Genomic DNA, 26,807 nt, shown 5'->3' on the forward strand with positions numbered 1-26,807 from the left:
GTTACATCCCTTTTTCTTCGAATCGTTTCAGATTGTCCTTCTTCCCGATAACAACAAGTGTATCCCCTTGATAAATAGCTGCTGATGGGGAAGGAGATACGGTAACTTCATCCTCACGCTTAATTGCGATAATCGTGCAGTCATATTTCAAACGAATATCCAGTTCCTCTAATGATTTATTATTAATTTTTTTTGTCGCAATCAATTCTATAATGCTATAGTCCTCTGAAAGCTCAATAAAATCTATTACTCTATTTGAATTTAGCTGGCGAGCAATTCGGACTCCCATATCTTTTTCAGGGTGAATAATTCGATCGGCACCAATCTTTTCAAGCACCTTTTGATGTTTTGTATCACGAGCCTTTACCCAAACCTCTTTCACACCAAGCTCTTTTAATAACAAGGTACAGAGAATGCTAGCTTGGATATTATCCCCGATGGCAACGATCGCATAATCAAAATTCCGCACGCCAAGTGATTTTAATGCTTTTTCGTCGGAAGCATTGGCAATTGCAGCATGTGTGCAATAATCCGACATATAATTCACTTTATCCTCATTCATATCTACTACTAATACTTCATGTCCTAAATGATAGAGCTCCTTACAAATACTTCGACCAAATCGACCTAGCCCCATAATGACAAATTGCTTCTTCAAAGTTGTCTCCTCTTTTCTGTTTCTGTGCAATCTATTATTTTTCCCAAAAAGGGTTGTTTTTCTAAATACAGAATGAAGGTACTTCACACTGTAAAAAGGATGCTATTTAATGAGTGATATACAATGCTGAGCAGATTGAATTTACATGTAGTCCCATGCTTGGATTTTAGTCTGCGGAAATAAAAATGACCAATAAAAAAAGACCATCAAAATAGAATGGTCTTAGGAATAAACCTTTGACCTTTCTCTCCAGATAAAAATTTAACGCTTCCGAGGTTAGCTGTCGGATTAGGGATTGAGAGTATCCCTTCTTATTAGTCAATAAGATTCACCCCAAGATAGCTCAAAGCTATCGAATGGTTCCCCCGCTCAAAATGGCTGATTCAGCGATTAAAAGGTATTCGGATATTTAGTTTTATCAAATGAAACAAAGATAAATCTACTCCGATTTTATATAGGTGTCAATACGTTTTCCAAAACTTAATAATTGCCATTAATTTTATTCATGATAAAGCTTGATTTAATAGGGATTTGATAGAAAAAAATCAATGGATTAATTGTTATTATATAGTAGCAATGTAATAAAAAAATTGTTATTCAGTATAAAAACAGTCTGCATTTTTCAAAAGTTAAAATTGTTATTACTGTATGGAACGTAAAAAATGACAAAATGGTGACAAGGCTTGCAATGGGAATAAAAGTGCGGTATATTAAACGTGTAGAAGATAGTGAAACATTTCACAAATAGAAATCACGATATTAAGTAGTTAAAGCAAAAGCAATTATTCCTTTTTTTAAACATATTTGTGAAAAACTTCACAATTTGCAACTAAAATATATGGAGGAAATAAAAATGAAAAAACAATGGTTCAATAACCCAATCGTAAACGTAATTTGGACAGTGGCAAGAATTTGGTTAGGACTTCAATGGATCGAAGGAGCGTGGCATAAATTTACTGGTGGGTTTGATGCAGCAGGATTTTTACAAGGCGCAATCGCCAAAGCCGGAGGTGAGGCACCAGTAGTCCAAGGCTGGTACGGAGCATTTCTAGAACATTTCGCAATGCCGAATGTAGAAATCTTTAATGTCGTCATCCCAGTCGGAGAATTCCTAGTAGGCATTGGTTTAATACTTGGAGCAGCAACAATTCCAGCATTAATCGCAGGGGCATTCATGAACTTGAACTTCTTATTAGCAGGAACAATCAGCACAAACCCAGTATTATTAGCAGTTGCAGTTATCTTATTATTCATCGGAGCAGGCACATACTACTACGGTGTGGACCGATTCGCAGTACCAATGATCAAAACATATTTCGCAAACAGACATAACCGTGGCAATAAAGTGAAGAAAGTAGCAACAGTTTAACAATAAAAATTTCACCAATATAGTGAATAACTTCACAAAAATCAAAATCGGGGGAAATTAAAATGAAAAAACAATGGTTCAACAATCCAATCGTAAACGTAATTTGGACAGTAGCAAGAATTTGGTTAGGGGTACAATGGATCACAGGTGGTTGGCATAAATTAACGGATGGCTTTGATGCAGGTGGATTTTTACAAGGTGCAATTGCAAAAGCTGGGGGCGAGGCACCAACCGTGCAAGCGTGGTACGGAACATTTTTAGAAAACGTCGCAGCACCAAATGTAGAATTATTTAATTTCGTTATTCCATGGGGAGAATTTTTAGTAGGACTTGGCTTGATTCTTGGAGCGTTAACAATCCCAGCATTAATTGCAGGAGCATTTATGAACTTTAACTTCTTACTAGCTGGAACAATTAGCACAAATCCAATTCTATTAGCATTTGCAGTTATCCTATTATTTGTTGGAGCAGGAGCATATTACTTCGGTGTTGATCGATTCTTAATCCCAATGTTCAAAACATATTTAGATAACAGAAGAAACCGTGTAGCGAAACAGAAAAAAACAGTAACAGCTTAACGATAGAAGCTCAAAGAAAAAAGCAAGTCACCAGTAAATTTCAGGGTGACTTGCTTTTTTCTTTTTCGATGGACGCGAGTGGAGTTAACTTCCAATCTTGTACATAACCTTGCTTATCTAAATGGAAGGTTAATATATATTTTCCATCATGCAGTGTGTTTACCTCATACTCAAAATTTGTATGATCCGATATCCCGAAAAATTGGAGTGCCGGATGAAGAATCGGCTGATTTTGCTTAGATAAGATAATTTCCTCGGAAGGTATAATGAGTGCTCCCGCCAAGTAGGGAAGAATAGAGTTTTCTTCAAAGGCTACTAAACGTTCTTTTGTTTCCAACGTTTGTTTAAAACAAAAAATACTAAAGAAAATAATCCAAAAAATAATCCCATACCAAATGATTTTTTCGTATATTTTTTTAAAAAATAATGTTTTTTCTTTGTTTTTCATATGTATACTATTCACTTTATCCATCGAAGATATTAAACGAGTAAATGGCTTTGTGTTAAGAAGATAGTTGAAAAATTTATTAGATGTTTTTTCCTTCATCTCACAATGCCTCCTTCATTTCTATTGGATCATCGGAGAAGTGATATTGTATCATCGGACGATAAAACGGATAAATATCTACAATTCCTGTTAATTTATCCTCTTCCGTAATATCTTGAATATAAATATTTTTAATTAATGTTCCATCTAACAATTTCATTTCAAGCTCAATGGTAATTGAAGAGAGATTTTCTAAAGAAATATCGGATAAATCCTGTTTTTTTAGTTGAACAATTAAGGAAACATCACTTAAATCTGTTTTTAATACTTGTTCATTTTCCCAGTCCTTAGGAATGTTCATTTCTTTTCGCGTATAATAGTACTTGATTTTTTTATACCCTTGATCAGTGGAAAAGTTATAATTGCACGTTAAATATTGGATATTACGCATACTATAAATATATAAGTTCATATGAGAAGGCTCATTATTAAAATAATTTAACGTGAACTTGGAATCCATAAGTGCTAATTCAGCTATCGAAAGGCTTTCGGAATAAAAGTTATTTTCTAGACGGTGGGTTGCATCTTCCATATTAATGCTCGATGGAATATTTACGAAGCTACTAATATCCTTCAATTTAACTAATAAATAAATGAAACGTGATAAAATCACTAAGCTAATCGTAACTAATATCCAAACAAACCCTAACAAAATTGGATTAGTAAATTGTCCCCCCATTAATAGTAGAAAAATAAACCAAGCAATCCCAACAATAAAAATTGTCCATATTCCAATGTTAATGGAAAGTTTGATAGGTGGGTCTAATTTAATGAATTTCCCGTATTGAACAAGTAACCAATTGATTTTTCCATAATTCTTTTCGATATTTTTATAATCATAAAATTGATAGGTCTCCCTTAATTTCCAGAGAACTTCCCTTGCCTTCTCAATATTGTATTGAGTATTCAGTGTCACAAAGATGGCGATTAGACCGACTAATGATAATAGCCCGCCACTTACCCCAAACAATATGTTCGTTACTAAATCAATTTGCAAAATGAATACACCCCTATACAGAATTATTATATTAATCGTACAATATTCGACAAATTTCTACTATCCATTTTTACAAAAAAAGTGCGAATCCCATTAAAAGACAACGGGTTTCGCACAGATTGTTATTATTTAATTGTATAAATTCTTGCTTCATACGGTTTTAACGTTAATGAAGCTGTATTTTCTTGTCGATCCACCGGATAATTATGAAGCAATAGCTGTTCATTATTTAAAGCAAATGCATCGTTTTCAAAGGTAGCAGGGGTGTCTGATAAGTTTGTTAATACTAGAACCTGCTCATCCCCTAATGTTCTTGTATATGCAAATATTTGTGGGTGTTCCTCCAAAATTAAATCAAAAATTCCATAGGTAAAAATTTTATACGTTTTCTTCAGCTGAATCATTTTTTTATAATAATGATAAATGGAGTTTGCATCCTCTATTTGTGCTTGCACATTAATTTCTTTATAATTTGGATTCACACCAATCCAAGGAGTAGCAGTTGAAAATCCAGCATGTTCAAGTGAACCTGACCATTGCATTGGGGTACGGGAATTGTCTCGACTGGATGCCCAAATGTACTCCATTACTTCTTGATGGGAAGCACCTTCACTGCGTTTAATATTATAAAGATTGATGGATTTCACATCGTCATATTCCTCAATGGTTGGAAACTGCACATTTGTCATGCCAATTTCTTGCCCTTGATAAATGAATGGTGTTCCTTGCATAAAGAAATACATTGTCCCTAATGCAGTTGCACTTTCACGCCAAAATTCCTTATCATTGCCCCATGTCGATACAACCCGAGGTAGATCATGATTTTCAATAAATAGTGCATTCCAGCCAACGTTTTCTAAACCTTTTTGCCAGCGATTCAATACTTTTTTCAATTCAACAATATCAATAGATGCTTTTGTTTCTGCGTCCCAAAGTGCTAAATGTTCAAATTGGAAAACCATATTGAACTTGCCATTTTTCTCACCAACCCAAAGGTCAGCCTCTTCTGCACTTACACCATTTGCTTCACCGACCGTCATAATGTCGTATTTTGCAAATGTTTCATCCCGTAATTCTTCTAAATATTTATGAATTCCTTCGACATTCATATGGTAATCAAAGGAGGAAACATATTTTAAGCCTTTCGGGTTAGGTAGATCAGGTAATCCTTGTTTTTTATTGATATGGCTAATCGCATCAATTCGGAAGCCATCAATTCCTTTATCTAACCACCAGTTAATCATGTCATATAGGGCAAAACGAACTTCTTTGTTTTCCCAATTTAAATCTGGTTGTCTAGTGGAGAAGAGGTGAAGGAAGTATTGATCGGTAGTTTCATCGTATTTCCATGCAGAGCCACCGAAAATACTTTCCCAGTTATTTGGTTCTTTGCCGTCTTTTCCATCTCGCCAAATATACCAATCCCGTTTATCGCTATCTTTTGAGGATTTCGATTCGACGAACCATGGGTGTTCGTCACTTGTATGGTTAATGACGAGGTCAATAATTAGCTTCATTCCCCGTTTGTGTGTTTCTTCTAATAATGCATCAAAATCGGCCATTGTCCCGAATTCTTCCATTATATCTTGATAGTCACTAATGTCATACCCGTTGTCATCGTTTGGAGATTTATACATTGGGCATAACCAAATGACATCTATGCCAAGTTCTTTTAAATAATCCAGTTTGGAGATAATTCCTTGAATGTCACCTATTCCATCACCATTGGAATCCATAAAACTTCGTGGATAAATTTGATAGGCAACTGCTTCTTTCCACCAAATTTCTTTCATACTGTAATCCTCACCTTCTGTTATGACTGTGCAATATTTTGTTTAGAAAAATCGTTTGCATGAATGTTTTTTATGTTGATGTTTAGAGTAGGGATATAAATCAAACAAAAATGAATGCTGAGCAGAATGAATACCCGTAGTCTCCCACCCGCTTAGAATGTATGAGCGAAATATATTCATTCGGGGGATTATTTCAAAACAACTACCCCTAATATCTTAAGCATCAAAACGCTTTCAATTCTAGCTAAAAAAAGAAGCTGATTTCTTAATGAATGCAACAAATAATGCAAACGATTGCATTGATTGGTTCTATCATACCATGAGATATTAGTATTGACAATATTTATGGGAAGAATCAAGTGGATGTCATGGAGAATTCATAAAAAAGGGCAAAAATATAGAGCTGTTTATATACCACATGCAAGAGAATGGAACAGCTCTCGAAATGCTCGATATTTTTTAAGGCAAAATTTATCGTAGGTTGAATCAACTTCTCTGAAAATAAGTGGAAATTAGAACCTCTAGGGCAAAGATTTCCTTCTTATTTGTAGGACTTAAATCTTTTTTCATTTCATTAAATACATTTTCGACAAGATGTCTTCTTGGTTTCTTCGCATGTAATAGCTCGTCTTGGATAAAATCGAGGAACTCCAAATATTTATCTTCGAGATCGGTATCCTTTATTCCACTCTTTAATGCAGTGATGGTTTTATCAATATCTCGTTGGAATACTTTTTTTTGTTGATGATTTTTCGGAAGCCAATGTCCTAATAATTGTGGTTCAAATAATTGTTCTTTAGATTTTGCAACATCTTCCATAATCGAAACAATTCGCGAAACACTGTAGCGAACAACCTTGGAAATGTTAATATTTTTCTCATGTGCAGCAGAATAATATTTAAAGTTAATGTGCAAAATTCCTGTAAACATAATCGCACAGTCAAGTATATACGGTTCTTTTTCTTTGCCGAAAATATCGAGAAAGCGAGAATGTAACCATTTCAATATTTTGAGCTGACCGATACGAATAAAATGAATGATTTCCTTGTCATTGGAAAAATTTACTTCCTCTAATAATGAAATTAATTTATTCTTGCGATTAAGCTCTGTTTGCACTTCAACTTGTTTGATGAAAATTTCAAGATCGGAAGCATCCTGACCAACAAGCAGTTTGTTTTGAGCTTGCTCCATTTCGAAATAAAGTTCCTTAAGAAGTGCAATTAGTAATTCGTTTTTTGATGAAAAATAATTATAAAATGTACCCTTAGAGATTCCACTGTAATCTAAAATATCTTGAATGGATGTTGCCTGAAATCCCTTTTCAATAAATAGCTGGTGTGCCATCATGATTACATGCTTTTTCCTATCATTCATATGATCACCTTTAAAAAAATTATACTACTGGTATAAAAATCATCTTACATGAATTTTAGGACTAAGACAAATCCTAATATATAGAGGAATATTTCCATTGCAATAACTGAAACCATAGTATATGATATATCTCATGTAAACTATTTCGTATATAGAAATGTTCGAGAGTTAAGGGGGAATATATAGATGAATAAAGGCTTGAACGTAAGCTCACGCCCACCATATTTAATCATTGCAGTTTTAATGGTTGGGGCGTTTATTTCTTTTTTAAATAATACATTATTAAATGTCGCATTAACCTCAATTATGGGTGATCTCCATGTGGAGACATCTACGGTTCAATGGTTGACAACAGGATTTATGCTTGTCAGTGGGGTTATGATTCCGACGACAGCATTTTTAATTCAAAAATACTCGGTTCGCCGGTTATTCCTTGTTGCAATGAGTCTATTTACAATCGGTACGATTGTAGGTGCAATTGCACATGTATTTCCGATTTTATTGGCGGCTAGAATGATTCAGGCTTCAGGGTCTGCGATTATGATGCCATTGTTAATGAATGTAATGCTCGTGAGCTTCCCAATTGAAAAACGTGGGACAGCAATGGGTGTGTTTGGATTAATTTTAATGTTTGCGCCAGCTATTGGCCCAACGTTATCTGGATGGATTGTCGAGCATTATAATTGGCGTGCATTGTTCTATCTAGTGGCACCAATTGCATTTGTTATTTTAATTCTTGGTTTTATCTTATTAAAAGATAAAAAAGAAAAAGTTCAAATGCGCTTAGACTTTACTTCACTTATTATGTCCAGTCTCGGTTTTGGTGGTTTATTGTATGGATTTAGTACTGCTGGTGGCGATGATGGCTGGAGTAATCCTATCGTATATATATCGTTAGGCATTGGGGCAATTTCACTAATTCTATTCATTACACGTCAATCGAAAATGGAACGTCCAATGCTTAATTTCGCTGTATTTAAATATCCGATGTTTGCATTAGCATCAGCAATCACGATGGTTTTAAATATGGCGATGTTCTCTGGATTTTTACTAATTCCGATTTATGCACAGGCAGTTCTTGGAATTTCCCCAATGAAAACAGGCTTAATGCTATTACCAGGAGCCATTTTAAATGCGGGAATGTCTCCAATTACTGGTAGATTATTCGATAAATTCGGTGGAAGAATTTTAGCGGTAACCGGATTAGCTATTGCAACAGGTACCACTTTTGTATTCAGTCATTTAGAAATGGATACAAGTTATCACTACTTAATGCTTTTACATGCGATCCGGATGTTTGGTATGTCCATGGTAATGATGCCAGTTTCTACTAATGGATTAAACCAATTGCCAGTACACTTATATCCACATGGAACGGCGATGAACAATACATTAAACCAAGTATCTGCAGCAATTGGAACGGCTACATTAATAACAATCATGTCGATTCGTCAAAATACCTATACAGAGGACTTAATAGCTTCTGCTGGTGCAAATGCTACACCAGAAATGTTAAAACAACTTGGATTACAAGGTATGCTTGGCGGAATTAATGACACGTTCTTAGTTGCAACCTTCTTATTATTGGCTGCATTAGTACTTGCATTCTTTATTAAAAGAGCAAGAAGAGCAGAAGATACGAACGGAGCAAATGAAAAGGTAACCCAAAAAGCTGTAGGAAATAACTAATTGTGTATATATAGCATCCGCATCCTTCTACTGAAGGGTGCTTTTTTTATGGTGATAATTGCTATTTTCCAAGGATTTCGAAGTGTTTAGATGGTTCCCATCATTCTCCAACTTAAATAATTGAAAAAAACTTTTGCATCGCTCAATAGTGGGAACACTATATAAGACGAGCAGTAGCAAATAGTTTAATTAAAGGAGCATGGGAAATGGCGGAAGAAGCGATTAATACCGTAAAGGCAAATGTCGGCGATACGATTCAAATTAAACGCGGTGCAAAAAAAGGCAAAAAAGGTGAGGTAACAGTGCTTCGCGATAATTCTGTAATCGTCGAATTAGGGGTTAACAAAAAAACAGGGGAACCAATCAAGACAGTAGTTAATCATAAAAATTATAAGATTGTAAAATAGGTGAAACAAGCAAGCTGTCCAGACGGATGGCTGTTTTTTTCGTTCAAGTAGTTGGAGTGTTGAACTTCATCACTAATTTTCTTTACATAATGGAAGATTTTTACTTTTCAGGATCAACTGTTCCAATACGACAAAATCTTCTCATTTTCAAAAAAAATTTTTTACTTGATTTTATTTCTGGAACTGATTAATATAATAAAAGTATATAAAACATATAAGTTTACTTGGTATTGAGAGAGGAGATACACAATGCTACAAATGATTCTGACTGGTTTGCTATGTGGGGCACTTCTAGGATTTGTTATGCAAAGAGGAAGGTTTTGTCTTACAGGTGGTTTCCGGGATATGTATATAGCAAAAGATAATCGCATGTTTTATGCATTATTGATTGCAATCGCAGTACAAAGTGTCGGTGTATATACATTGATACAATTTGGTTTATTTGAATTTACTGCTGGTAGCTTCCCGTGGGTAGCGGTTATTGTAGGTTCTTATATTTTTGGAATCGGGATTGTCCTTGCCGGTGGATGTGCTACAGGTACTTGGTATCGTGCTGGAGAAGGTTTATTAGGTAGCTGGATTGCATTATTTGGCTATATGTTTATGAGTGCGGTGATGAAGTCTGGTGTATTGGCTCCAGTGAACCAATCTTTACAAACAACTCAACTACCATCTAACTCCTTAGCGGAATCTACTGGACTATCTGTTTGGGTATTTATTATTCTACTTGTTGCAATCGTCTTATTTATTGTTATAAGAGAGCTTAGAAAACCAAAAGTAATGATTCCAACAATGAAACAACGAAAAACTGGGTTAGCACATTTATTATTTGAAAAACGCTGGCATCCATTTTTTACAGCATTGTTAGTTGGTTTGATCGCAATTCTTGCTTGGCCATTAAGTGTTGCAACCGGAAGAGTGGCAGGACTTGGGATTACAACTCCATCAGCTAACATTCTGCAATATTTAGTTACAGGCGATAACACATATATTAATTGGGGAGTATTCCTTGTATTAGGTATTTTCTTAGGCTCGTTTATTGCCGCGAAAGCAAGTGGAGAATTCCGTTTCCGTATGCCAGATGCAAAAACAGGTATTACAAGCTTTGTAGGTGGAATTTTGATGGGCTTTGGTGCAAGTCTTGCTGGTGGCTGTTCAATTGGGAACGGGTTAGTAATGACTGCGATGATGACATGGCAAGGATGGGCAGGTCTATTCTTTATGATTTTAGGAACATGGACAGCATCCTATTTCCTTTTTGTTCGTCCACGAAAAGTAGCGAAGGCAAATGCAAACGCAATTGCATCGACATTATAGGAGGGTGAAAAATATGCAAAAAACATTAGAAGTGATGGGTATGGTTTGTCCATTCCCTTTAATAGAAGCAAAAAATGCAATAGAAGAAATCAATTCCGGTGATGAATTGGTTATCAACTTCGATTGTACACAAGCAACGGAAAGTATTCCACGCTGGGCAGCAGAGGCTGGTCATACAGTAACGAATTTTGAGCAATTAGATGTTGCAGCATGGACGATTACAGTGAAAAAGAAATAATAGTTTGCTAGAAAGGACAGGAAACCCGTTAAAATCAAGCGGAATTCCTGTCCTATTTTGTTAAACGACTACTGCCGGTAATGTTGAGCCAGTTTCTAATAATGTTTTTAAATTACTTAAAATCGCCGGCCAGCCATTATTAACTCCTTCAAAGCTTCCTTTATCCTCGCAACTATCAGTAGGAAGTAAATTATCATGTGTAAGGACAAGCTTCACCGTATCATTCAATGCATGCAGCTCAAAGGTTGCAACAGAAGGATGCTCACGAGGAGTATCATCCGCATGATTCCAAGTATAGGATAGTTTTTTCAAGTGTTCACAAATTAAAATCCTGCCCGAGACATCCAATTCATCATTTTCTCGAAGAAAGGTGACTGTTTCTCCTTCCTTCCATTCCGCATAAATTCTTCTTCCAAAAAAATATTTTTCTGATATTGCTGCAGTAGTTAATGCTTCCCATATTTTTTCAGGAGTTGATTGAATATAGGTTACATAAACGAATGTCGAATCCATGTCGCTTCCTCCTATGAGTCCAATGTCAGTAATGATTAAATTATAGCAATTAACTATTAATTTTAAAACGGAAAGTGGTAAAAAATTCCGAAAAGAGGTAAAATATAGTCGGGTGAACGAATGGGAATTATTAGGGAACAGGGGGAGAATGGTTGAACATACAATTATCGGAACGTTTCATTCGCTTTGCTAAAACGGAATGCCATCAATCCAGTGATTTATATGAACAGCTTTCCTTGGCGATTGCACAGGATGCACAATTACTTCAATTATCCTCCTTTGCAGGAGCAGGTCAGCCAGTTCCAAATTTACTTTTTGGAGCGGTACACTATTTATTGCTAAAAGGAAAAAGTCACACATTGTCCTCCTATTATGCTAGCTTAGTAGAAAATCCAGCACGAGTAGAGGAAGCATTTTCATCATTTAAGGCATTTTGCTTAGAAAACCAAGAAGAAATTAAAAATATCCTTACGACACGATTAGTCCAAACCAATGAAGTGAGACGCTGTGGATATCTTTATCCAGTATTTTGTTATATACAGGAAATGACTAAAAAGCCAATAGCATTAATTGAAATTGGTACAAGTGCTGGCTTGCAGCTTTTATTTGATCACTATCAATATACATATGGAACGGAAGAGTGCTATGGGAAGCTCGATTCCGTTGTAAAAATTGCAACCGAGGTTAAAGGGGATAACCGACCAATGCTCATGAAGAATGCTCCACTTATTTCTACAAGAATGGGTATTGATCTAAATGTATTGGATTTGAAAAAGGAAGACGATGAGCTTTGGCTACAAGCATTAATTTGGCCAGAGCATCATAAACGGCGCGAATTGTTGCATGCGGCTAGTGAATATGTGAAAAGCTCTTCGCTAACATTAATCGAGGGAAATGGGGTAGAATTGCTGCCAAATCTGGCAAATACCATTGATGAAGACTCGGTAATATGTGTATTCCACACCCATGTAGCAAATCAAATGCCATTGGAGCAAAAGAAACAGCTACTAGAAGAAATCGCTACACTTGGTGGCAGGCGTACCATTTTTCATTTATACAATAATATCCAGGATCGCAACCTGCATCTAGACTATTATATAAATGGCGTAGAATATAAACAAACAATAGGAGCAACCGATGGCCATGGCAGTTGGTTTGAATGGAAATTAATTTGATTAAAAATGTTTTTCAGTTGATAATGTTCGGAACAAGAGGAGATAATATTATGACAAAAATAAAAAAAACGATATTATTTAGCGCGTTAAGTGCTGTCGTCATACTTGTTTTATTAATGACTTGGATTTATCCATTTTCTTTTTTCAGTATTAATAAAAGTTATTCCTATGAACCAAATAATAATGATATTGATAAATATGTAGAAAGATTGAATGAACTAGAAACACTCGTAGCAAATTCACCCAATAACCCAACAAAAATTATTACAGAAAATATTTTAGGTTACTTTGAGCAGGATTGGATTGTGACTAAAGATTCGAAAATAAAAATAACTAAAGATGAATTGGAGCTGATAAAATTCCATGTGAAAGATGTTCGAGGAACGTTACTAGATATGACAGTTCAAGAGGACTATTCCTATGAAACAAGATCCTATTTGCTGGCAACTATTGAAAGCTTTTTATCATTCGAGGAATATATTGATGAATTAAAAAAGAATTCATGGGAAACAAGAAGTACTATTGATAGAGAATTAGATATACTCCATGGCGGTTTCTTTAGTAATTTAATAACGTATATAAATTTTTTTGAAACCGAAGTTTCTCAATCTGAATAAATCCATATAAATTATTTACTATGCTAATAACGGCCACTATTATAAGAGGTCGTTTTTTTTTTTGCGGTTTTTTAGTAAATTTTTTAGAAAAATTTTACAAAATGATGTAAAAATAGACTAGTAACAACTTATGTGTTATAATAAAGTTGTTACTTTCGCAGAATAATAATTTAAAAGAGAACAGTGTTAGGGGGAACAAGATGATTAGGTTTGAAAATATTGTTAAAAAATATCATCAAAAAACAGTCATTAATGATTTTAATTTAAATATTGAATCGGGGCAATTAGTTGTATTTATTGGTCCGAGCGGTTGTGGGAAAACAACATTATTAAAAATGATTAACCGGTTAATTCAGCCAACAAGTGGAAAAATTTATGTAGATGGTAAGGATATTTCGAAAGAGGACCCAATTGAGCTTCGTAGAAATATTGGTTATGTTATTCAAAGTGTTGGGCTATTTCCACATATGTCAATTAAAGAAAATCTGGAGCTAATCCCAAAAATTAAAGGGGAGGATCCGATTGAAATAGAAAAGAAAACGAAAGAATTACTTGAGCTTGTCGGACTAAATCCAGAGGAATTTCTCTATCGTTTTCCAAGTGAATTAAGTGGTGGACAACAACAACGGATTGGGGTAGCAAGAGCATTCTCCACAAACTCCGATATCATCCTAATGGATGAACCCTTCAGTGCATTAGATCCAGTAACAAGAAGCTCCCTCCAAGAAGAACTATTCAATATGCAAAAAGAATTAAACAAAACGATTATTTTCGTTACCCATGATATGGACGAAGCATATAAAATTGCGGATAAAATTTGCCTACTAAAAGATGGACACATTCTTCAATATGATACACCAGAAAACATATTGAAAAATCCGGCCTCAGATTTCGTGGAGAACTTCATTGGCAAACGCCGTGTATGGAATAACCCAGAAGTATTAAAGGCAGAAGATATTATGGTATCAGATCCAGTGAAGGTATCGCCAAAACGTAATGTATTACAAGCTATTGAAATTATGAAAGAAAATAAAGTGGATAGCTTAATGGTAACGGATAAGCATCATGCATTGATAGGACTTGTCACTTTAAAAGATATTAAGCTTCAAAAAATGAACGCTACTATCGAAGAGGTAATGGCAACCAATGTATTAAGTGTATCTGCAGAGGATAATTTAATTTCCGTTTTACAAACGATGAATGAACATAAGATTGGCTATTTACCTGTAGTCAACGAAACAAGGAAGTTAATCGGATTGATTACAAGAAGTAGTATTTTATCGGTATTAAGTAGCCAGCTTATTGATATGGAGGTGGCATTTTAATGAAGTCATTTTTTGATTATGTAACTGGAAATTATCAACAAATTTTGGATTTATTATGGCAGCATATTTATTTGAGTTTATTTTCTGTATTAGTTGCAGCAGTTATTGGGGTACCACTCGGTATTCTCATTTCGAAAAATCAACAGCTTTCGAAACCGATTATTGGAGTAGCCAATGTAATCCAGGCTGTACCAAGTTTAGCGCTATTAGGTTTCTTAATCCCATTCATTGGAATTGGAAGTACTCCTGCCATCGTGATGGTTGTACTATATTCCTTGCTTCCAATTGTAAAAAATACGTATACCGGCTTAACGAATATTGATAAAACCATTTTAGAAGCAGCAAAAGGAATTGGTCTTACTGGCAGTCAAACGATGCGCAAAGTTCAGCTTCCGTTAGCATTCCCGATTATTATGGCAGGGATTCGAATTTCCGCCGTAACAGCTGTCGGTTTAATGACCATTGCGGCATTTGTCGGAGCTGGCGGTCTAGGTTACCTCGTATTCTCCGGTGTATCTTCCGTTGATAACAATATGATTTTAGCAGGAGCAATACCAGCATGTATCCTTGCATTGCTTATGGACTTCGTGATTGGAAAAATAGAAACGAGAATGTCCTACCAAACGAAAAAGCATGGCAAAAGATTAGATGCAGCTGCAGAACAGCTTCGTAACAAACGTAGAAAAATTTTCATTCCAGCTATCTCGACGATTTTAGTAATCGCAATTGGTACAGCAGTAGCAGTACCGATGATAAATGCAAAGGATAAAATCGTTATTGGCTCGAAAAATTTTAGTGAGCAAATGATTTTAGGAAACATGCTTGCAGACTTAATAGAAGAAAAAACGGACCTCGAGGTAGAAAGGAAATTAAACCTTGGTGGTACACAAGTAGTATTCAGTGCCTTAACAAATGATGAAATTGATATGTATGTGGAATATACTGGGACAGCATTAATTAATTTATTTAAGAAGGATTTAATCAATAATCCTGATGAAGTATATAATATTGTTGAAAAAGAGTTCGATGAAAAATATCAGGTGAAAGCACTAAAACCGCTCGGCTTCAATAATACGTATACATTAGCAGTAAGGCCAGAAACTGCAGAAAAGTACAATCTGAAGACTTTCTCTGATCTTGCAGAAGTAAGTAACGAGCTAATCATTGGTAGTACGATAGAATTTTCTAATCGCCAAGATGGTCTAATTGGCTTAACAAAAACGTATGGGATGAATTTTAAAGGCAGTGAAGCTGTTGATGGGGGATTACGCTATACCGCATTAAATAGTAATGAAACAGATGTCATTGATGCCTTCTCAACTGATGGGCTATTAGAGGAATTTGGCTTAACGGTATTAGAAGACGACCAAAGCTTTTTCCCACCATATTATGCAATACCAGTTGTTAGTGAGAAAACACTTAAAGAGCATCCCGAGCTAGAGGAAGTAATTAGTCTCCTAGTTGGAAAACTTGATGATGCAAAAATGAGAGAATTAAATTACAAGTTTGATAGTTTAAAACAACAACCAGCCCAAGTAGCACATGATTTCCTGGTAGAAGAAGGATTAATTGAAGAATAAACAAACGGTTTGAAAAATCGTATTTGTGACTTTGTTCAAAAAAGGAATCACCCCGTATACCTGCGGAGTGATTCCTTTTTGATATTTCTCTAATAATAAAAAAATGGTTGGAAATAAACTAAGTAATGTTGTATTGAGTCTGCTTAGCGCTGTGTTAAACAACCTATCTCATGACGAATAGAGCTATTTAGAAAAATGTACTCCATAATAAATACACATTAAGCACTACAATAATTGCGGTTACGATCCACGCTAACCATTTTAGCCAAGCTTTGTTGACAAATTCACCCATTTTCCGTTTATCGCTAGTAAACATAACGAGTGGAATGACAGCAAATGATAATTGTAATGAAAGAATAACCTGGCTGAGGATGAGCAATTCCCCGGTTCCTTTTTCCCCATAAATTAATGTCACAACTACTGCTGGAATAATTGCAATTAATCGTGTAATCAATCTACGTACCCATGGTTTTAAGCGAATATTTAAGAAGCCTTCCATTACTATTTGCCCAGCAATGGTACCTGTCAAAGTTGAATTTTGACCAGAAGCAAGAAGCGCTATCCCGAATAATATACCTGCAACACCAGTACCAAGTAATGGATCAAGTAAATGGTAGGCATCTTGAATTTCTGCTACATCATGATGACCAGTTGTATGAAATGCTGCAGAGGATAAAATTAAAATAGCTGCATTCACAAATAATGCAAGCATTAAGGCGACGGTTGAATCAATCGTAGCAAATTTAACTGCATCACGTTTTCCTTCACTAGTTTCCTCATATTTTCTCGTTTGAACGATAGAAGAATGTAAATAAAGATTATGAGGCATTACAGTAGCCCCTAAAATACCTAGTGCAATATAAAGCATATCTGGATTTGCAATAATCTCATGGCTAGGAATAAAGCCAGTAACAATTTCCTTCATATCAGGTTGAGATAGAAAGAGCTCAATACCAAAACATGCTGCAATTGTTGCAATTAGTCCAATAACGAACGATTCAATATAGCGAAAGCCAAGGTTTTGCAAAAGCAATACTACTAATATGTCAAAGGCAGTGATACATACTCCATATAGGAGAGGAATGTCAAATAGTAGATTTAAGGCAATGGCAGAACCGATAATTTCTGCTAAATCACAAGCAGCTATCGCCAATTCACATAAAGTCCATAGTACAAAGGAAACAGGCTTACTAAAATGATCTCGACACGCTTGTGCTAAATCCCTTCCTGTGACAATTCCCAATTTTGCCGATAATGCTTGTAGCAAAATCGCCATTAAATTGGAGATTAAAATGACGGAAAGTAGTGGATAGCCGAATGCGGAACCACCAGCAATGGAAGTTGCCCAGTTCCCTGGATCCATATATCCAACCGCTACTAAATAACCAGGACCGAGAAATCCTAATAATCTCCTGAAAAAGCTTCCCGTCGTTTTAATAGGGATGGACTTATGCACTTCCTGTAAGCTTGGATTAGAATTTTTATATTTCCAAGAAATATTTTCAGATGATATGTTAGATGTTCCATCTTTGCTACTCACATTTCTTCCTCCTACTCTCAAGTATATTGTTTTTTTGTGGTCTCAGTTATATATTTTGCACAAAGGCAACTTTTGGGTAAAAAAATATAAAGGGTTTCGTATCGTTTTTTTCTTGTTTCTAAAGTAACTTTAAGAAACACACGTTAATTTTATATTGTATTTTAATAATGTTTATATAATACACCCGGAAAAAGTTTTATGCAACCAACAAAAATTACATAGAGAAAAAAATATTGTTATGGCAAAAAAAGAAAAAAACTCGTCGAGGACGAGTTTTTTTCTTCACTATTCATTTAAAAATCGTAATACCCGATCATAAATTTTCTCGTCACCGATAACTAATAAAATATCTCCTTCCCGGAAGCTTGCGTATGGTCCGGGGGAGATGATTAAATTTCCTTCACGTTTAATGCCGACAATCGTTCCCCCTGTATGCTGCCAAAAATTAACTTCCCCGACAGTTTTGCCAATATGCACACAGCTCTTAGTAATTTCCATTTCAATTGGTGTCATCGGATTCGTGTGGCGTAATTTCCCCGCATAATCCATAATTTTTTCTAATGTTTCATTCAGTTTATTATCTAGTTTTTCTCGTTCCTTCAGTAATTCCCTTGTTTCCAACTCTAAATCCTTTAAGCTCTTCATATCCGAAAATCGATTGATATATTTGAAGGCATTGTCTTTTGAACCGATGACGACTCCACTACCCTTTGTGGAGTGAACAATTTCTACATCCTCTAATATTTTGATCGCCTTTCGAACCGTTTCTGGAGAAACATTGTATTCACTCGCAAGGGTAGATCTACCATGAATTTTTTCTCCTACTTTTAATTGCCCATCATAGATGCGGTTGGCAATATCGATTGCAATTCGTTCGTAAGCTGGTATTCGCGTTTGATATTGCATGATTTTCATCCTTTATCCAATCTTTTTTTTCTATTTAATAGTATCAATTTTATAGAAAAAAAGGGAGGAAAACAATGCAGGAGAAAAAATGGGGTCATTTGGTCTACAATTTTGATCCAGTATAAATATGAATAGCATCTCGGAGAAATTCCGCTGCCCCAGGCTGAACTTTGTCGTAATAGGCTTTGAATCGCGCATCGTCGACATACATCTGTGCTAAACCAGCGTGTGCTTCTTTGCTGTACTCAGTCCAATAGTAACAGAGCCATTGCTTGTGTAGGTCTGCAGCTTTCTGAGCTAAGCTTCCGGCAGGATCCCCTGTTTGTAGCGCTTCTGCTAATGTTTCATTTACTTGTTCGGACAGAGCTGTAACTGCTTTGTAATCTTCTTTACTCATATTCATGAGTTTCGCATTGGAAGCATCGACAGTGTCATCCCCATATTTTTCCCGGATTTCCTTTCCATATTTTTGCTCATTTTCTTTTATCAATTGCTTTTTAAAGCCAGTAAATTTTTCTTGATCTGTCATATCAATTCTCCTCTCTGTATTGGCAATCGTTTTATCTACATTTTCAAGTAATACATCAATTTGCTGCCGTTTGGCTAGAAGCCTTTCGCGATGCTCCTTTAGTGCAAGTGTTGGGTCAAAATTTGGATTGGTGACAATTTCTTTAATTTGCTCCAAATTCACTCCAAGCTCTCGGTAAAACATAATTTGCTGGAGTAAATTTACCTCGTTCTGACCATAAATCCGATATCCTGATGAACTGATTCTTCCGGGCTTTAGTATGCCAATTTCATCATAATATCGTAGCGTACGCGTACTAATGCCTGCTAGGGAAGCAAGCTTTTGAATAGTATATTCCACAATATACACCTCCTTCATAACTACACGATACACTTTTACGTAACGTGAAGGTCAATAGGGGATAACAGATTTTTTATGAAAATTTTTAGGATATTTTTATAAATAAGTGTTCGCAAATGAAGTTGAAATAATCGTAGATGAATGCAGAATTCTTGTTATAAGAGAGGATGGTTTATTCTGTCGTTTTTTCTTTTTCCATCAGCTTAATAATATGTTCTTTCGGATTCCAACAATTAAATTTATATTTTGGATGGGTTTCATAGCCTAGTCGTTTGCAGCGGTAACCGGTTCCCTTGTCTGTTTTTTCTACCATAAAATGAATACAGGTCGCACAAAAATGGTAATCCTTCATGGGATCCCTCCTATTAAAATTGATTTTTCCAGTAAAATAAATAATTTTTACTATTTTGATAGTATGCGAGGTTGCTGTTGGAAATCATCATTATTATGAACTATGATACTATTATATAACTTTTTATTCCATCGATTTTTGATTGGAGGGATTTGTATGCTTAAGTTAACAGAAATTCCGAATAGTGAGCGTTGGAGAAAAATAGAACATGTACATAAAGGCTGGTCGAATGACGAGAAATATTTTGTTGTGGATGAGCAGGGAAACCGTTTATTGCTAAGGATTGCTGAAGCTAGAGTGAAAAATAGCAAGCAGGCTGAATTAGAGATGATTCGCTTATGTAATCAGTTTACCTTTCCGATGAGCCGGGTGATTGACTTTGGTACTTGTCAAAATGAAGATTATGTCTACATGCTGCTCACCTGGGTGGACGGTGCACCTTTGGAGGATTGTATTCATAGCCTTTCTGAGACGAAGCAATATGAATTAGGAATCGAGGCTGGAAGCTATTTGAAGCAAATTCATTCGCTACCAGTTACTAAAGATGTTTCCGATTGGGAGAAGAAGATGCAGCAGAAAATAATGAAACGGATAGAGGAGTATGTGTACAGTCCATATACAGTAGAAGGGGATGCAGTGGTAGTAGACTTTGTTACGGAACATCTCCATCTATTAAAGGGCGTTCGGAAGGTGTATCAGCATGGCGATTTTCATATAGGAAATCTCGTTTACACAGTTGATCGGAAAATTGGGGTGATTGATTTTAATCGCTGTGATATTGGGGATTATGTTGAGGAATTTTATAAGGTACAACAATTTGACAGGGAAGTAAGTATTCCATTTGCCCGTGGGAAAATTGATGGTTATTTTGGTGGCACACCAACGCTTGCATTTTGGCAGCGGCAAGCACTTTATGTTGCATATGCCTCGCTTTATTCGATACTTTGGTCTGTTCCATTTGGCGAAAAAAGTGTTGCAGAAATGGTGGATCGTTTTCAATTAGTACGAAAGGATTATCAGGATTTTCAAACCGTAATTCCACTATGGTATGCTTAACAAAAGTAACCAATTGGAATGGAGTAACAAAATGGAAGAGCAATATTATGAAGCATTACTAAACATAAAAACAAATGATCAAAAAGGGTTCAGCCAATCGCTTCACTATCATCGCTACGAGGCAACGCCATATTCCGGTCTTGAGCAGCTACGAAAAAGGTATGAATTTAAACGAAGCGACCGTGTCGTTGATTTTGGATGCGGCAAAGCGCGGACGATATTTTATCTCCATCATTTTTGTCATACTTCTGGGATTGGTATTGAAATGGATGAAAAGCTATACAAAGCAGCAATGAATAATAAAGCCAGTTATGTGAAAAAAAATTCACAGGCACAGCATGAGCTGGAGCTAACATGCTGTCTAGCAGAGGATTATCAAATTCAAACGGAAGATTCCATCTTTTATTTTTTTAACCCGTTTTCTGTTCAAGTATTTATGAAGGTAATCAACAATATTTTACTGTCGGTAGAAAATTATAAACGCAAGGTTGATATTATTTTATATTACCCATCCACAGATTATATTTTTTATTTAGAAAATCAAACCGCCTTTGAATTAGTCGATGAGATTAAACTTATGCCATTGTATGAGAAAAATAAAAATGAAAGATTTTTAATTTATCGGCTACGCATGGAGGAATGCTCATGCAAATGAGAAAAAACATAGGGAGAGTGCGTATGTTAACAAAAATTACCGATACAATTAGTAGATTGGTCGTCCGTTTCCCGGGTGGAATGGGGGACGTGAATGCTTATTTAATAGAAGGTAGGAATGGATACACCATTATTGATACAGGCATTTATGCGAAAGAAGCAATCGCCATTTGGCAGCAAGTTTTCGCCAGTGGGATCAAAATCGAAAAAGTAGTCCTCACCCATATGCATCAGGACCATAGTGGACTCGCCAAATGGTTTCAGGAAACGCAGGGTGTACCCATATATATTTCGAAATATAGTCAACTTGAGCAGGCACGTTATCAACATCCGAAACTATTAGAACAATTAAACGAGCTTGTACGCTTACATGGCTATAATGAACCATTGCAGAGAAAACTAGAGGAGTATGCCATTTATTCATTTACTCCTGACGGATATTTCGAAGAGGGACAACAAATAGCACTAGGGGATGAGAGTTGGGAGGTTATTTGGACACCTGGACATGCAAATGATCACTGTTGCTTTTATCAACGGGAAAAGCAATGGATGATTATCGGTGATCATATTTTACAAAAGGTTTCTCCCGTCATTGGATTGTGGACAGGAATAGAGGAGGATGTTTTAAGTACATATTTTGCCTCCTTAGAAAAAATGAAGCAGTTTGATCCAGTGCTGGCACTACCTGGTCATGGAGAAATAATGGCGGATATGCAAGTGAGAGCGGAGGAAATTCGAAGTCGTCATGAACACCGACTAATTCAGGTGCTCAAAAAAGTACAGCAGGAGGAAAAGACTGCTAATCAAGTCTCCAAGGAAATCTATGGGGCAAAGTATAATCTTACTGCTTTTATGGCAGTACTTACACGTTTTCTCTATTTAGAATCGAACAATCAAGTTGTCAGAAATATTCGTAACGGAATTGCATACTTTACCATTTTTGATTGATTGAAAGCTTGATGGTTGTTTATGAATTTAGGTGAAAATGGATGCTTAAGGCAAATGACTTGTTGATTAGACGAATGCATGAAAGCGATTTTTATTGGATGGTGAAATGGCTCAATGACGAAAAAGTGTTGGAATTTTACGAGGAGCCACCTTCCAGCTTGGAAATGGTAAAGGAAAAATACGGTCCAAGAATTATTGGAAACCATTATGTGATAGCTTGTATCGTAGAATATAAAAATCAACCAATAGGCTATATGCAATATTATGAAATACAAGAAATGGAATTAAAAAAATACGATTTGATTGGCAGTGAAAATATATACGGAATAGATCAATTTATTGGGGAACCAAAATTATGGGGAAAAGGAATAGGCACATCTATGATAAAAATGCTGTTGCATTATTTGCAAGGAAAAGCTGCTTTAACTGTAGTGCTAGAAGTGAATAAGCGTAATATAAGAGCAATTAATAGCTATAAAAAATGTGGGTTTATCAAGCTTAAGAAGCTCACAGATGAAATAGACTTAATGGGTTGTAATTTGTAGGAGGTTTTGTTCCAGTAATCTGCATTGGAGAAAAAGTGAACTCCAGTATGGTTGAAGTTCACTTCCATTTTTATTGTTCGTTAAGCTTTTCGTAATCTGCTTTTAACTGACCATAAATTTCTAAATCAATTACACCTTTACCGGACCATATGGAGGCTTGTCTTAACAAGCCTTCTTTAATAAAGCCATTCTTTAACAATACCTTCTTGGAGTTTACGTTTGCTGGCATGACTTCTGCTTGAATTCGATTCACCTGTACTTTTTCGAATAAAAATTTCACAAGTATTTGAACAGATTCCGTTGCAATGCCATGACCCCAATAATCCTCCGCTAAAAAGTAGCCAATGGTAACCATGTTTACTTTTTGATTAAAATCCATCGCTTCGATAATTCCGATTAATTTATTCGATTGTGCCTTCAGGAATATTCCCCATTTTATCCGTGTTTTTTTGCTGTAGTCTCGTTCAAAATGTCCAATCATTTTACTTACTGTTTCGATGTTTTTCTTTGGAATAATACCGCAATATGTAAATACCCTCTCATTACGGAAAATCGAATAAACATCGTCGAGATTCGAAAGCTCTATTTTTTTCAAAAGGAGATTCGTAGATTCCATTTCAGGGAAATCGGTAAAAATAGTTTCTAAATTCATGTTTTTCGCTCCTATTATTTATCGAATGGTTATCCTGTTTTTTAGTTCAACGAGGTAGTAAAATTCCCAGTCTATCACTCCTATTTTATAACATAAACGGAAGATTTTTTTGATAATTTTTACAACATAACTTTTTTGTTGGCAATAAAAAAGACGGTTTTCCAAGAAAACCGCCTTAAAAAATAGTGAAAAATCTATCCCGAAACCGAGTGCTTAGCCCCAAACCTCTTTCGCAATATCTACAATATATTTCAGCTTTTGCCATTGCTCCTCTTCCGTTAGCTTATTGCCATGATGTGTGGAGGCAAATCCGCATTGAGGACTAATACATAATTGCTCTAGTGGAACAAATTGTGTTGCTTCTTGAATTCTTGCTTTAATTAATTCTTTATCCTCTAGCTCGCCTCGCTTAGAAGTGAATAGGCCAAGAACGACTCGAGTATCTCCATTTGGTATGTAAGCAAGTGGTCCAAAATCACCAGAGCGATCATCATCATATTCAAGGAAAAATCCATTCACTTTTTCTTTTGCAAATAAGGTAGGTGCAATAAGTGCGTAGCTGCCGCCAAAAGCCCAAGTTGATTGATAATTTCCTCGGCATAAATGGGTGGTAACTACTAAATCTTCTGGTTTTCCTTCTAATACGCCATTGACTACACGAAGTGCTAAGTCAATTAAGTATTCTCTGGAATATTTTTCAAACGTAGAATCTGGCGAGGAAAGTCTCGCAATATATACGTCATCGAATTGCAAGTAACGAACACCAGCAGCATAAAATGCTTGTAATGCATCACGATATGTTTGGATAACATCATTCGCATAATCTTCAATATCATGGTATACGTCTTCATTTTGAATGCCAATGTTAAACAATTGGTTTGGACTAGGGATTGTTTGTTTAGCAACAGCACGATCTCCTACAATTTCTTTAAAATCAATAAAATCCTGAATAAATGGATGATCTGGCTTGAAGGAAATTTTGCCGACATTCCGGACATTGTATCGTTCTGTTTCTACCCCAGCAAATGCGTAACCTTTTTCAGGGACATATCCTTCGATGCCATTTAAATGTTCAAGAAAGTCAAGATGCCACCATGTGCGTCGAAATTCTCCGTCCGAAACAGCGGTAAGGCCGATTTCGATTTGTTTGTCGACAATACGTTTAATTTCTTCGTTTTCTACTTGGCGCAGTTGTGTTTTTGTAATGATTCCTTCTTTGTACTCATTTCTCGCTTTGTGTAATCGCTCAGGTCGTAATAAGCTTCCTACTTGATCTGCACGGAAAGGTGCTTTTGTAATGGTTGTTGTCATTTGGCTTCCTTCTTTCTTGTATTTGTTATGAAAAATGCCTGTTTATATATAGACTGTTGTAAATGGAAAATAATCCGCAAACTTAAATACACACCTGGCATCCATTCGGGCGAGCGGGGAGGCTAGCTGTCTCTCCCAGCGATTAGCAAACTTCACCAACCTCGTACGATAAGTCATCATCAACTCGCAAGTCCATCGTGTTTCTTTTACCAGGATTACTACAGGTTGTAGGTCCCTTTACATGCGCTTCTGCTTTTCGAGGAGTCTACGTGTATTCATTCTGCTCAATAGGGTATAATAATATATTTCCTGGCACATTAATTTACAACAAACCTTTAAAAACAGCCAAAAAATAAAAAACCTCTTCTTAAAAGACAAGAAGAGGTTTGCATTCGGAATTCATCTCTTCTTATCTTCAAAGCTATCAAGCTTTCTGGAATTGGCACAGTACTTTAGAAAAGTCCGCTGCCGAGGTATCATAGGGCCAGTCCCTCCACCTCTCTGGATAAGAAATTTACTATGAAGTTTTATAAGTATTAAAATACGCTTTTTTCGGAAATTTGTCAACACACAAATATATTTCTTTTGTAGGGAATGTTTTAAAAGATTATTGCAATTGCTAGTTGTCCTATATAATAGAGAAAAAGTTCTGATTGATGCGAGGGGGAGAGATGATGCGTTTTGTTCGCAAAATAATCCAATTTATTGTTGATACACCGATTGAAAAAGACAAAATACTAATGGGGCGCTATCAAGTAAAAGCAGTGTTAGGAATTGGTAGCTATGGGATGGTCTATGAATGTATCGATCTTCTGAATGACACTCGTGTAGCGGTAAAACAACTACGACCTAGTAAACGGAAAAAACAGCTAGAGATAGATCGGTTTACCGAGGAAATTCATATGTTACGTCTACTTGGAAATCATTCATCAATTCCTAAACTTTTGGAAAGCTTTCAAGAAGAGGGGCATTGGTTTTATGTTATGGAATTCATTGATGGGGAGAATTTAGAATCACTTTTGTTTGATAAAAAGCTGGTATTTACGAGACAGGAGGCACTTCTATTAATTCGGCAATTAGTAAGCATTGTCGACTATTTGCATAACCATTCCATTTACCATGGCGATTTACGGATTCCAAATATATTGATGAAAAACGATGTACCAGTACTTATTGATTTTGGATTAGCATGTCGATTAATTGATTCTAGGAAAAATAACGATAAAGAAAAAAGCAAGCAGAGAGAAATACTTACTCAGGACGATTATTATGATTTAGGGGATATTCTCTTATTTTTACTTTATTCCACTTATCCGAAAAAAAATAGAAAAGCTCTTTCGTGGATAGAAGAGCTTTCCTTACCAGCTACAACGACGAATTTATTACGTCGCTTACTTGGCATTGATGAACGGTATGCAAATGTTGAAGAGATCTTTCACGATCTTGATAAAGCAATTTTGGAAGGAAATGTGCATGATACACATGAACAGATTTTGCTGTAATGATTTTCTGAAGAATTAGCTACTGCTTCGATATCTTCCACTTTTGTACCGGTGACTTCCGCTATATGGGGAATGATGATGTCGATCGCTACTACTTCCCCAATATTGCTTCTTATATTTCCGATGACTGCTGCTATGATAGTGGTGATGATGCCGATGATGGCGGTGACTACTACTCATTGTATAATGTTTTAATTTCCGTAAAAATTTTTTAAACAAAGCTTATCGCCTCCTTTTGTTTTATAGTAACAGATGTATAAGGTCAATTCACTCAATAACCATCTATTTGAAACATT

28 protein-coding genes and 2 riboswitches are annotated in these 26,807 nt (G+C 35.7%); of the genes, 16 read left to right on the forward strand and 12 right to left on the reverse strand.

Annotated elements, in window-relative coordinates; genetic code table 11:
• Position 1: 1 nt before the first annotated feature.
• The gene (locus OEV98_RS13750) at positions 2 to 637 is read right to left on the reverse strand and encodes a potassium channel family protein (RefSeq protein ID WP_263073980.1); all 636 of its coding nucleotides are present in this window, start codon (positions 635 to 637) and stop codon (positions 2 to 4) included.
• A 271-nt stretch (positions 638 to 908) separates the two neighbouring features.
• A riboswitch (cyclic di-AMP (ydaO/yuaA leader) is annotated at positions 909 to 1,057 on the reverse strand.
• A gap of 454 nt (positions 1,058 to 1,511) precedes the next feature.
• On the opposite strand from OEV98_RS13750, the gene OEV98_RS13755 reads away from it, so the two are divergent.
• Together OEV98_RS13755 and OEV98_RS13760 are read left to right on the forward strand one after the other, a co-directional pair.
• Positions 1,512 to 2,027 (forward strand): DoxX family protein, encoded by a 516-nt coding sequence (locus OEV98_RS13755; protein WP_263073903.1) that lies wholly within the window; start codon positions 1,512 to 1,514, stop codon positions 2,025 to 2,027.
• 62 nt (positions 2,028 to 2,089) lie between these two features.
• Entirely contained in the window at positions 2,090 to 2,605 is a 516-nt protein-coding gene (locus OEV98_RS13760; protein WP_263073905.1) for a DoxX family protein, read from the forward strand.
• A gap of 40 nt (positions 2,606 to 2,645) precedes the next feature.
• On the opposite strand, the gene OEV98_RS13765 is transcribed toward OEV98_RS13760, so the two are convergent.
• The 4 genes from OEV98_RS13765 to OEV98_RS13780 form a co-directional block, all read right to left on the reverse strand.
• Positions 2,646 to 3,152, reverse strand: a complete 507-nt coding sequence (locus OEV98_RS13765; protein ID WP_263073906.1) for a hypothetical protein — start codon at positions 3,150 to 3,152, stop codon at positions 2,646 to 2,648.
• 1 nt (position 3,153) lies between these two features.
• Positions 3,154 to 4,149: a hypothetical protein gene (locus OEV98_RS13770; protein WP_263073907.1), complete on the reverse strand. Its 996-nt coding sequence runs from the start codon at positions 4,147 to 4,149 to the stop codon at positions 3,154 to 3,156.
• Positions 4,150 to 4,274: 125 nt separating this feature from the next.
• Complete coding sequence (locus OEV98_RS13775) at positions 4,275 to 5,942, reverse strand: glycoside hydrolase family 13 protein (RefSeq protein WP_263073909.1); 1,668 nt, start codon at positions 5,940 to 5,942, stop codon at positions 4,275 to 4,277.
• 486 nt (positions 5,943 to 6,428) lie between these two features.
• Positions 6,429 to 7,316 (reverse strand): TetR/AcrR family transcriptional regulator, encoded by an 888-nt coding sequence (locus tag OEV98_RS13780; RefSeq protein ID WP_263073910.1) that lies wholly within the window; start codon positions 7,314 to 7,316, stop codon positions 6,429 to 6,431.
• A 186-nt stretch (positions 7,317 to 7,502) separates the two neighbouring features.
• Between OEV98_RS13780 and OEV98_RS13785 the strand changes: the two genes are divergently transcribed.
• The 4 genes from OEV98_RS13785 to OEV98_RS13800 all read left to right on the forward strand — a co-directional run bounded on the left by OEV98_RS13785 (position 7,503) and on the right by OEV98_RS13800 (position 10,967).
• Positions 7,503 to 9,005: a DHA2 family efflux MFS transporter permease subunit gene (locus OEV98_RS13785; protein ID WP_263073912.1), complete on the forward strand. Its 1,503-nt coding sequence runs from the start codon at positions 7,503 to 7,505 to the stop codon at positions 9,003 to 9,005.
• Positions 9,006 to 9,211: 206 nt separating this feature from the next.
• A complete protein-coding gene (locus tag OEV98_RS13790) occupies positions 9,212 to 9,412 on the forward strand; it encodes a YkvS family protein (RefSeq protein ID WP_263073913.1) in 201 nt (66 codons plus the stop codon).
• A gap of 249 nt (positions 9,413 to 9,661) precedes the next feature.
• Complete coding sequence (locus tag OEV98_RS13795) at positions 9,662 to 10,729, forward strand: YeeE/YedE family protein (protein WP_263073914.1); 1,068 nt, start codon at positions 9,662 to 9,664, stop codon at positions 10,727 to 10,729.
• 13 nt (positions 10,730 to 10,742) lie between these two features.
• Positions 10,743 to 10,967, forward strand: coding sequence for a sulfurtransferase TusA family protein (locus OEV98_RS13800; RefSeq protein WP_263073915.1), 225 nt, complete (start codon positions 10,743 to 10,745; stop codon positions 10,965 to 10,967).
• Positions 10,968 to 11,027: 60 nt separating this feature from the next.
• Here the strand turns inward: OEV98_RS13800 and OEV98_RS13805 are convergent, their stop codons facing one another.
• Entirely contained in the window at positions 11,028 to 11,480 is a 453-nt protein-coding gene (locus tag OEV98_RS13805; RefSeq protein ID WP_263073916.1) for an SRPBCC family protein, read from the reverse strand.
• A gap of 152 nt (positions 11,481 to 11,632) precedes the next feature.
• On the opposite strand from OEV98_RS13805, the gene OEV98_RS13810 reads away from it, so the two are divergent.
• From OEV98_RS13810 to OEV98_RS13825, 4 genes are all read left to right on the forward strand, one after another.
• Positions 11,633 to 12,655: a DUF2332 domain-containing protein gene (locus OEV98_RS13810; protein WP_263073918.1), complete on the forward strand. Its 1,023-nt coding sequence runs from the start codon at positions 11,633 to 11,635 to the stop codon at positions 12,653 to 12,655.
• A 50-nt stretch (positions 12,656 to 12,705) separates the two neighbouring features.
• Positions 12,706 to 13,272: a hypothetical protein gene (locus OEV98_RS13815; protein ID WP_263073919.1), complete on the forward strand. Its 567-nt coding sequence runs from the start codon at positions 12,706 to 12,708 to the stop codon at positions 13,270 to 13,272.
• A 200-nt stretch (positions 13,273 to 13,472) separates the two neighbouring features.
• Complete coding sequence (locus tag OEV98_RS13820) at positions 13,473 to 14,597, forward strand: ABC transporter ATP-binding protein (protein ID WP_263073920.1); 1,125 nt, start codon at positions 13,473 to 13,475, stop codon at positions 14,595 to 14,597.
• On the forward strand, positions 14,597 to 16,177 hold the full coding sequence (locus OEV98_RS13825) for an ABC transporter permease/substrate-binding protein (protein WP_263073921.1): 1,581 nt from the start codon (positions 14,597 to 14,599) through the stop codon (positions 16,175 to 16,177). Before OEV98_RS13820 ends, OEV98_RS13825 begins: the two co-directional genes overlap by 1 nt.
• 187 nt (positions 16,178 to 16,364) lie before the next feature.
• Here OEV98_RS13825 and OEV98_RS13830 read toward each other — a convergent pair whose 3' ends face one another.
• The 4 genes from OEV98_RS13830 to OEV98_RS13845 form a co-directional block, all read right to left on the reverse strand.
• Positions 16,365 to 17,690, reverse strand: a complete 1,326-nt coding sequence (locus tag OEV98_RS13830; protein ID WP_263073981.1) for an Nramp family divalent metal transporter — start codon at positions 17,688 to 17,690, stop codon at positions 16,365 to 16,367.
• Positions 17,691 to 18,002: 312 nt separating this feature from the next.
• Entirely contained in the window at positions 18,003 to 18,623 is a 621-nt protein-coding gene (locus tag OEV98_RS13835; protein WP_263073922.1) for a TrkA C-terminal domain-containing protein, read from the reverse strand.
• Between the two features lie 103 nt (positions 18,624 to 18,726).
• Entirely contained in the window at positions 18,727 to 19,491 is a 765-nt protein-coding gene (locus OEV98_RS13840; protein ID WP_263073923.1) for a MerR family transcriptional regulator, read from the reverse strand.
• A gap of 172 nt (positions 19,492 to 19,663) precedes the next feature.
• The gene (locus tag OEV98_RS13845) at positions 19,664 to 19,843 is read right to left on the reverse strand and encodes a hypothetical protein (RefSeq protein WP_263073924.1); all 180 of its coding nucleotides are present in this window, start codon (positions 19,841 to 19,843) and stop codon (positions 19,664 to 19,666) included.
• Positions 19,844 to 19,999: 156 nt separating this feature from the next.
• Between OEV98_RS13845 and OEV98_RS13850 the strand changes: the two genes are divergently transcribed.
• The 4 genes from OEV98_RS13850 to OEV98_RS13865 are packed head-to-tail and all read left to right on the forward strand — an operon-like array spanning position 20,000 to position 23,046.
• Complete coding sequence (locus OEV98_RS13850) at positions 20,000 to 20,899, forward strand: aminoglycoside phosphotransferase family protein (protein ID WP_263073925.1); 900 nt, start codon at positions 20,000 to 20,002, stop codon at positions 20,897 to 20,899.
• A 31-nt stretch (positions 20,900 to 20,930) separates the two neighbouring features.
• Positions 20,931 to 21,554, forward strand: a complete 624-nt coding sequence (locus OEV98_RS13855; protein ID WP_263073926.1) for an SAM-dependent methyltransferase — start codon at positions 20,931 to 20,933, stop codon at positions 21,552 to 21,554.
• A gap of 23 nt (positions 21,555 to 21,577) precedes the next feature.
• The gene (locus tag OEV98_RS13860; RefSeq protein ID WP_263073928.1) at positions 21,578 to 22,501 is read left to right on the forward strand and encodes an MBL fold metallo-hydrolase; all 924 of its coding nucleotides are present in this window, start codon (positions 21,578 to 21,580) and stop codon (positions 22,499 to 22,501) included.
• 41 nt (positions 22,502 to 22,542) lie between these two features.
• On the forward strand, positions 22,543 to 23,046 hold the full coding sequence (locus OEV98_RS13865; protein ID WP_263073929.1) for an acetyltransferase: 504 nt from the start codon (positions 22,543 to 22,545) through the stop codon (positions 23,044 to 23,046).
• A gap of 70 nt (positions 23,047 to 23,116) precedes the next feature.
• On the opposite strand, the gene OEV98_RS13870 is transcribed toward OEV98_RS13865, so the two are convergent.
• Positions 23,117 to 23,698, reverse strand: a complete 582-nt coding sequence (locus tag OEV98_RS13870) for a GNAT family N-acetyltransferase (protein WP_263073931.1) — start codon at positions 23,696 to 23,698, stop codon at positions 23,117 to 23,119.
• A gap of 213 nt (positions 23,699 to 23,911) precedes the next feature.
• Entirely contained in the window at positions 23,912 to 25,009 is a 1,098-nt protein-coding gene (locus tag OEV98_RS13875; RefSeq protein ID WP_263073932.1) for a 5-methyltetrahydropteroyltriglutamate--homocysteine S-methyltransferase, read from the reverse strand.
• Between the two features lie 406 nt (positions 25,010 to 25,415).
• Positions 25,416 to 25,521, reverse strand: a riboswitch (SAM riboswitch).
• A 162-nt stretch (positions 25,522 to 25,683) separates the two neighbouring features.
• Here OEV98_RS13875 and OEV98_RS13880 point away from each other — a divergent pair.
• Together OEV98_RS13880 and OEV98_RS13885 are read left to right on the forward strand one after the other, a co-directional pair.
• Positions 25,684 to 26,511 (forward strand): serine/threonine protein kinase, encoded by an 828-nt coding sequence (locus tag OEV98_RS13880; RefSeq protein ID WP_263073933.1) that lies wholly within the window; start codon positions 25,684 to 25,686, stop codon positions 26,509 to 26,511.
• A gap of 65 nt (positions 26,512 to 26,576) precedes the next feature.
• The gene (locus OEV98_RS13885; protein WP_263073934.1) at positions 26,577 to 26,726 is read left to right on the forward strand and encodes a hypothetical protein; all 150 of its coding nucleotides are present in this window, start codon (positions 26,577 to 26,579) and stop codon (positions 26,724 to 26,726) included.
• Positions 26,727 to 26,807 lie beyond the last annotated feature (81 nt).

Origin of the sequence: Perspicuibacillus lycopersici (assembly GCF_025660475.1) — a bacterium.
Classification (GTDB): Bacteria; Bacillota; Bacilli; order Bacillales; family Caldibacillaceae; genus Perspicuibacillus; species Perspicuibacillus lycopersici.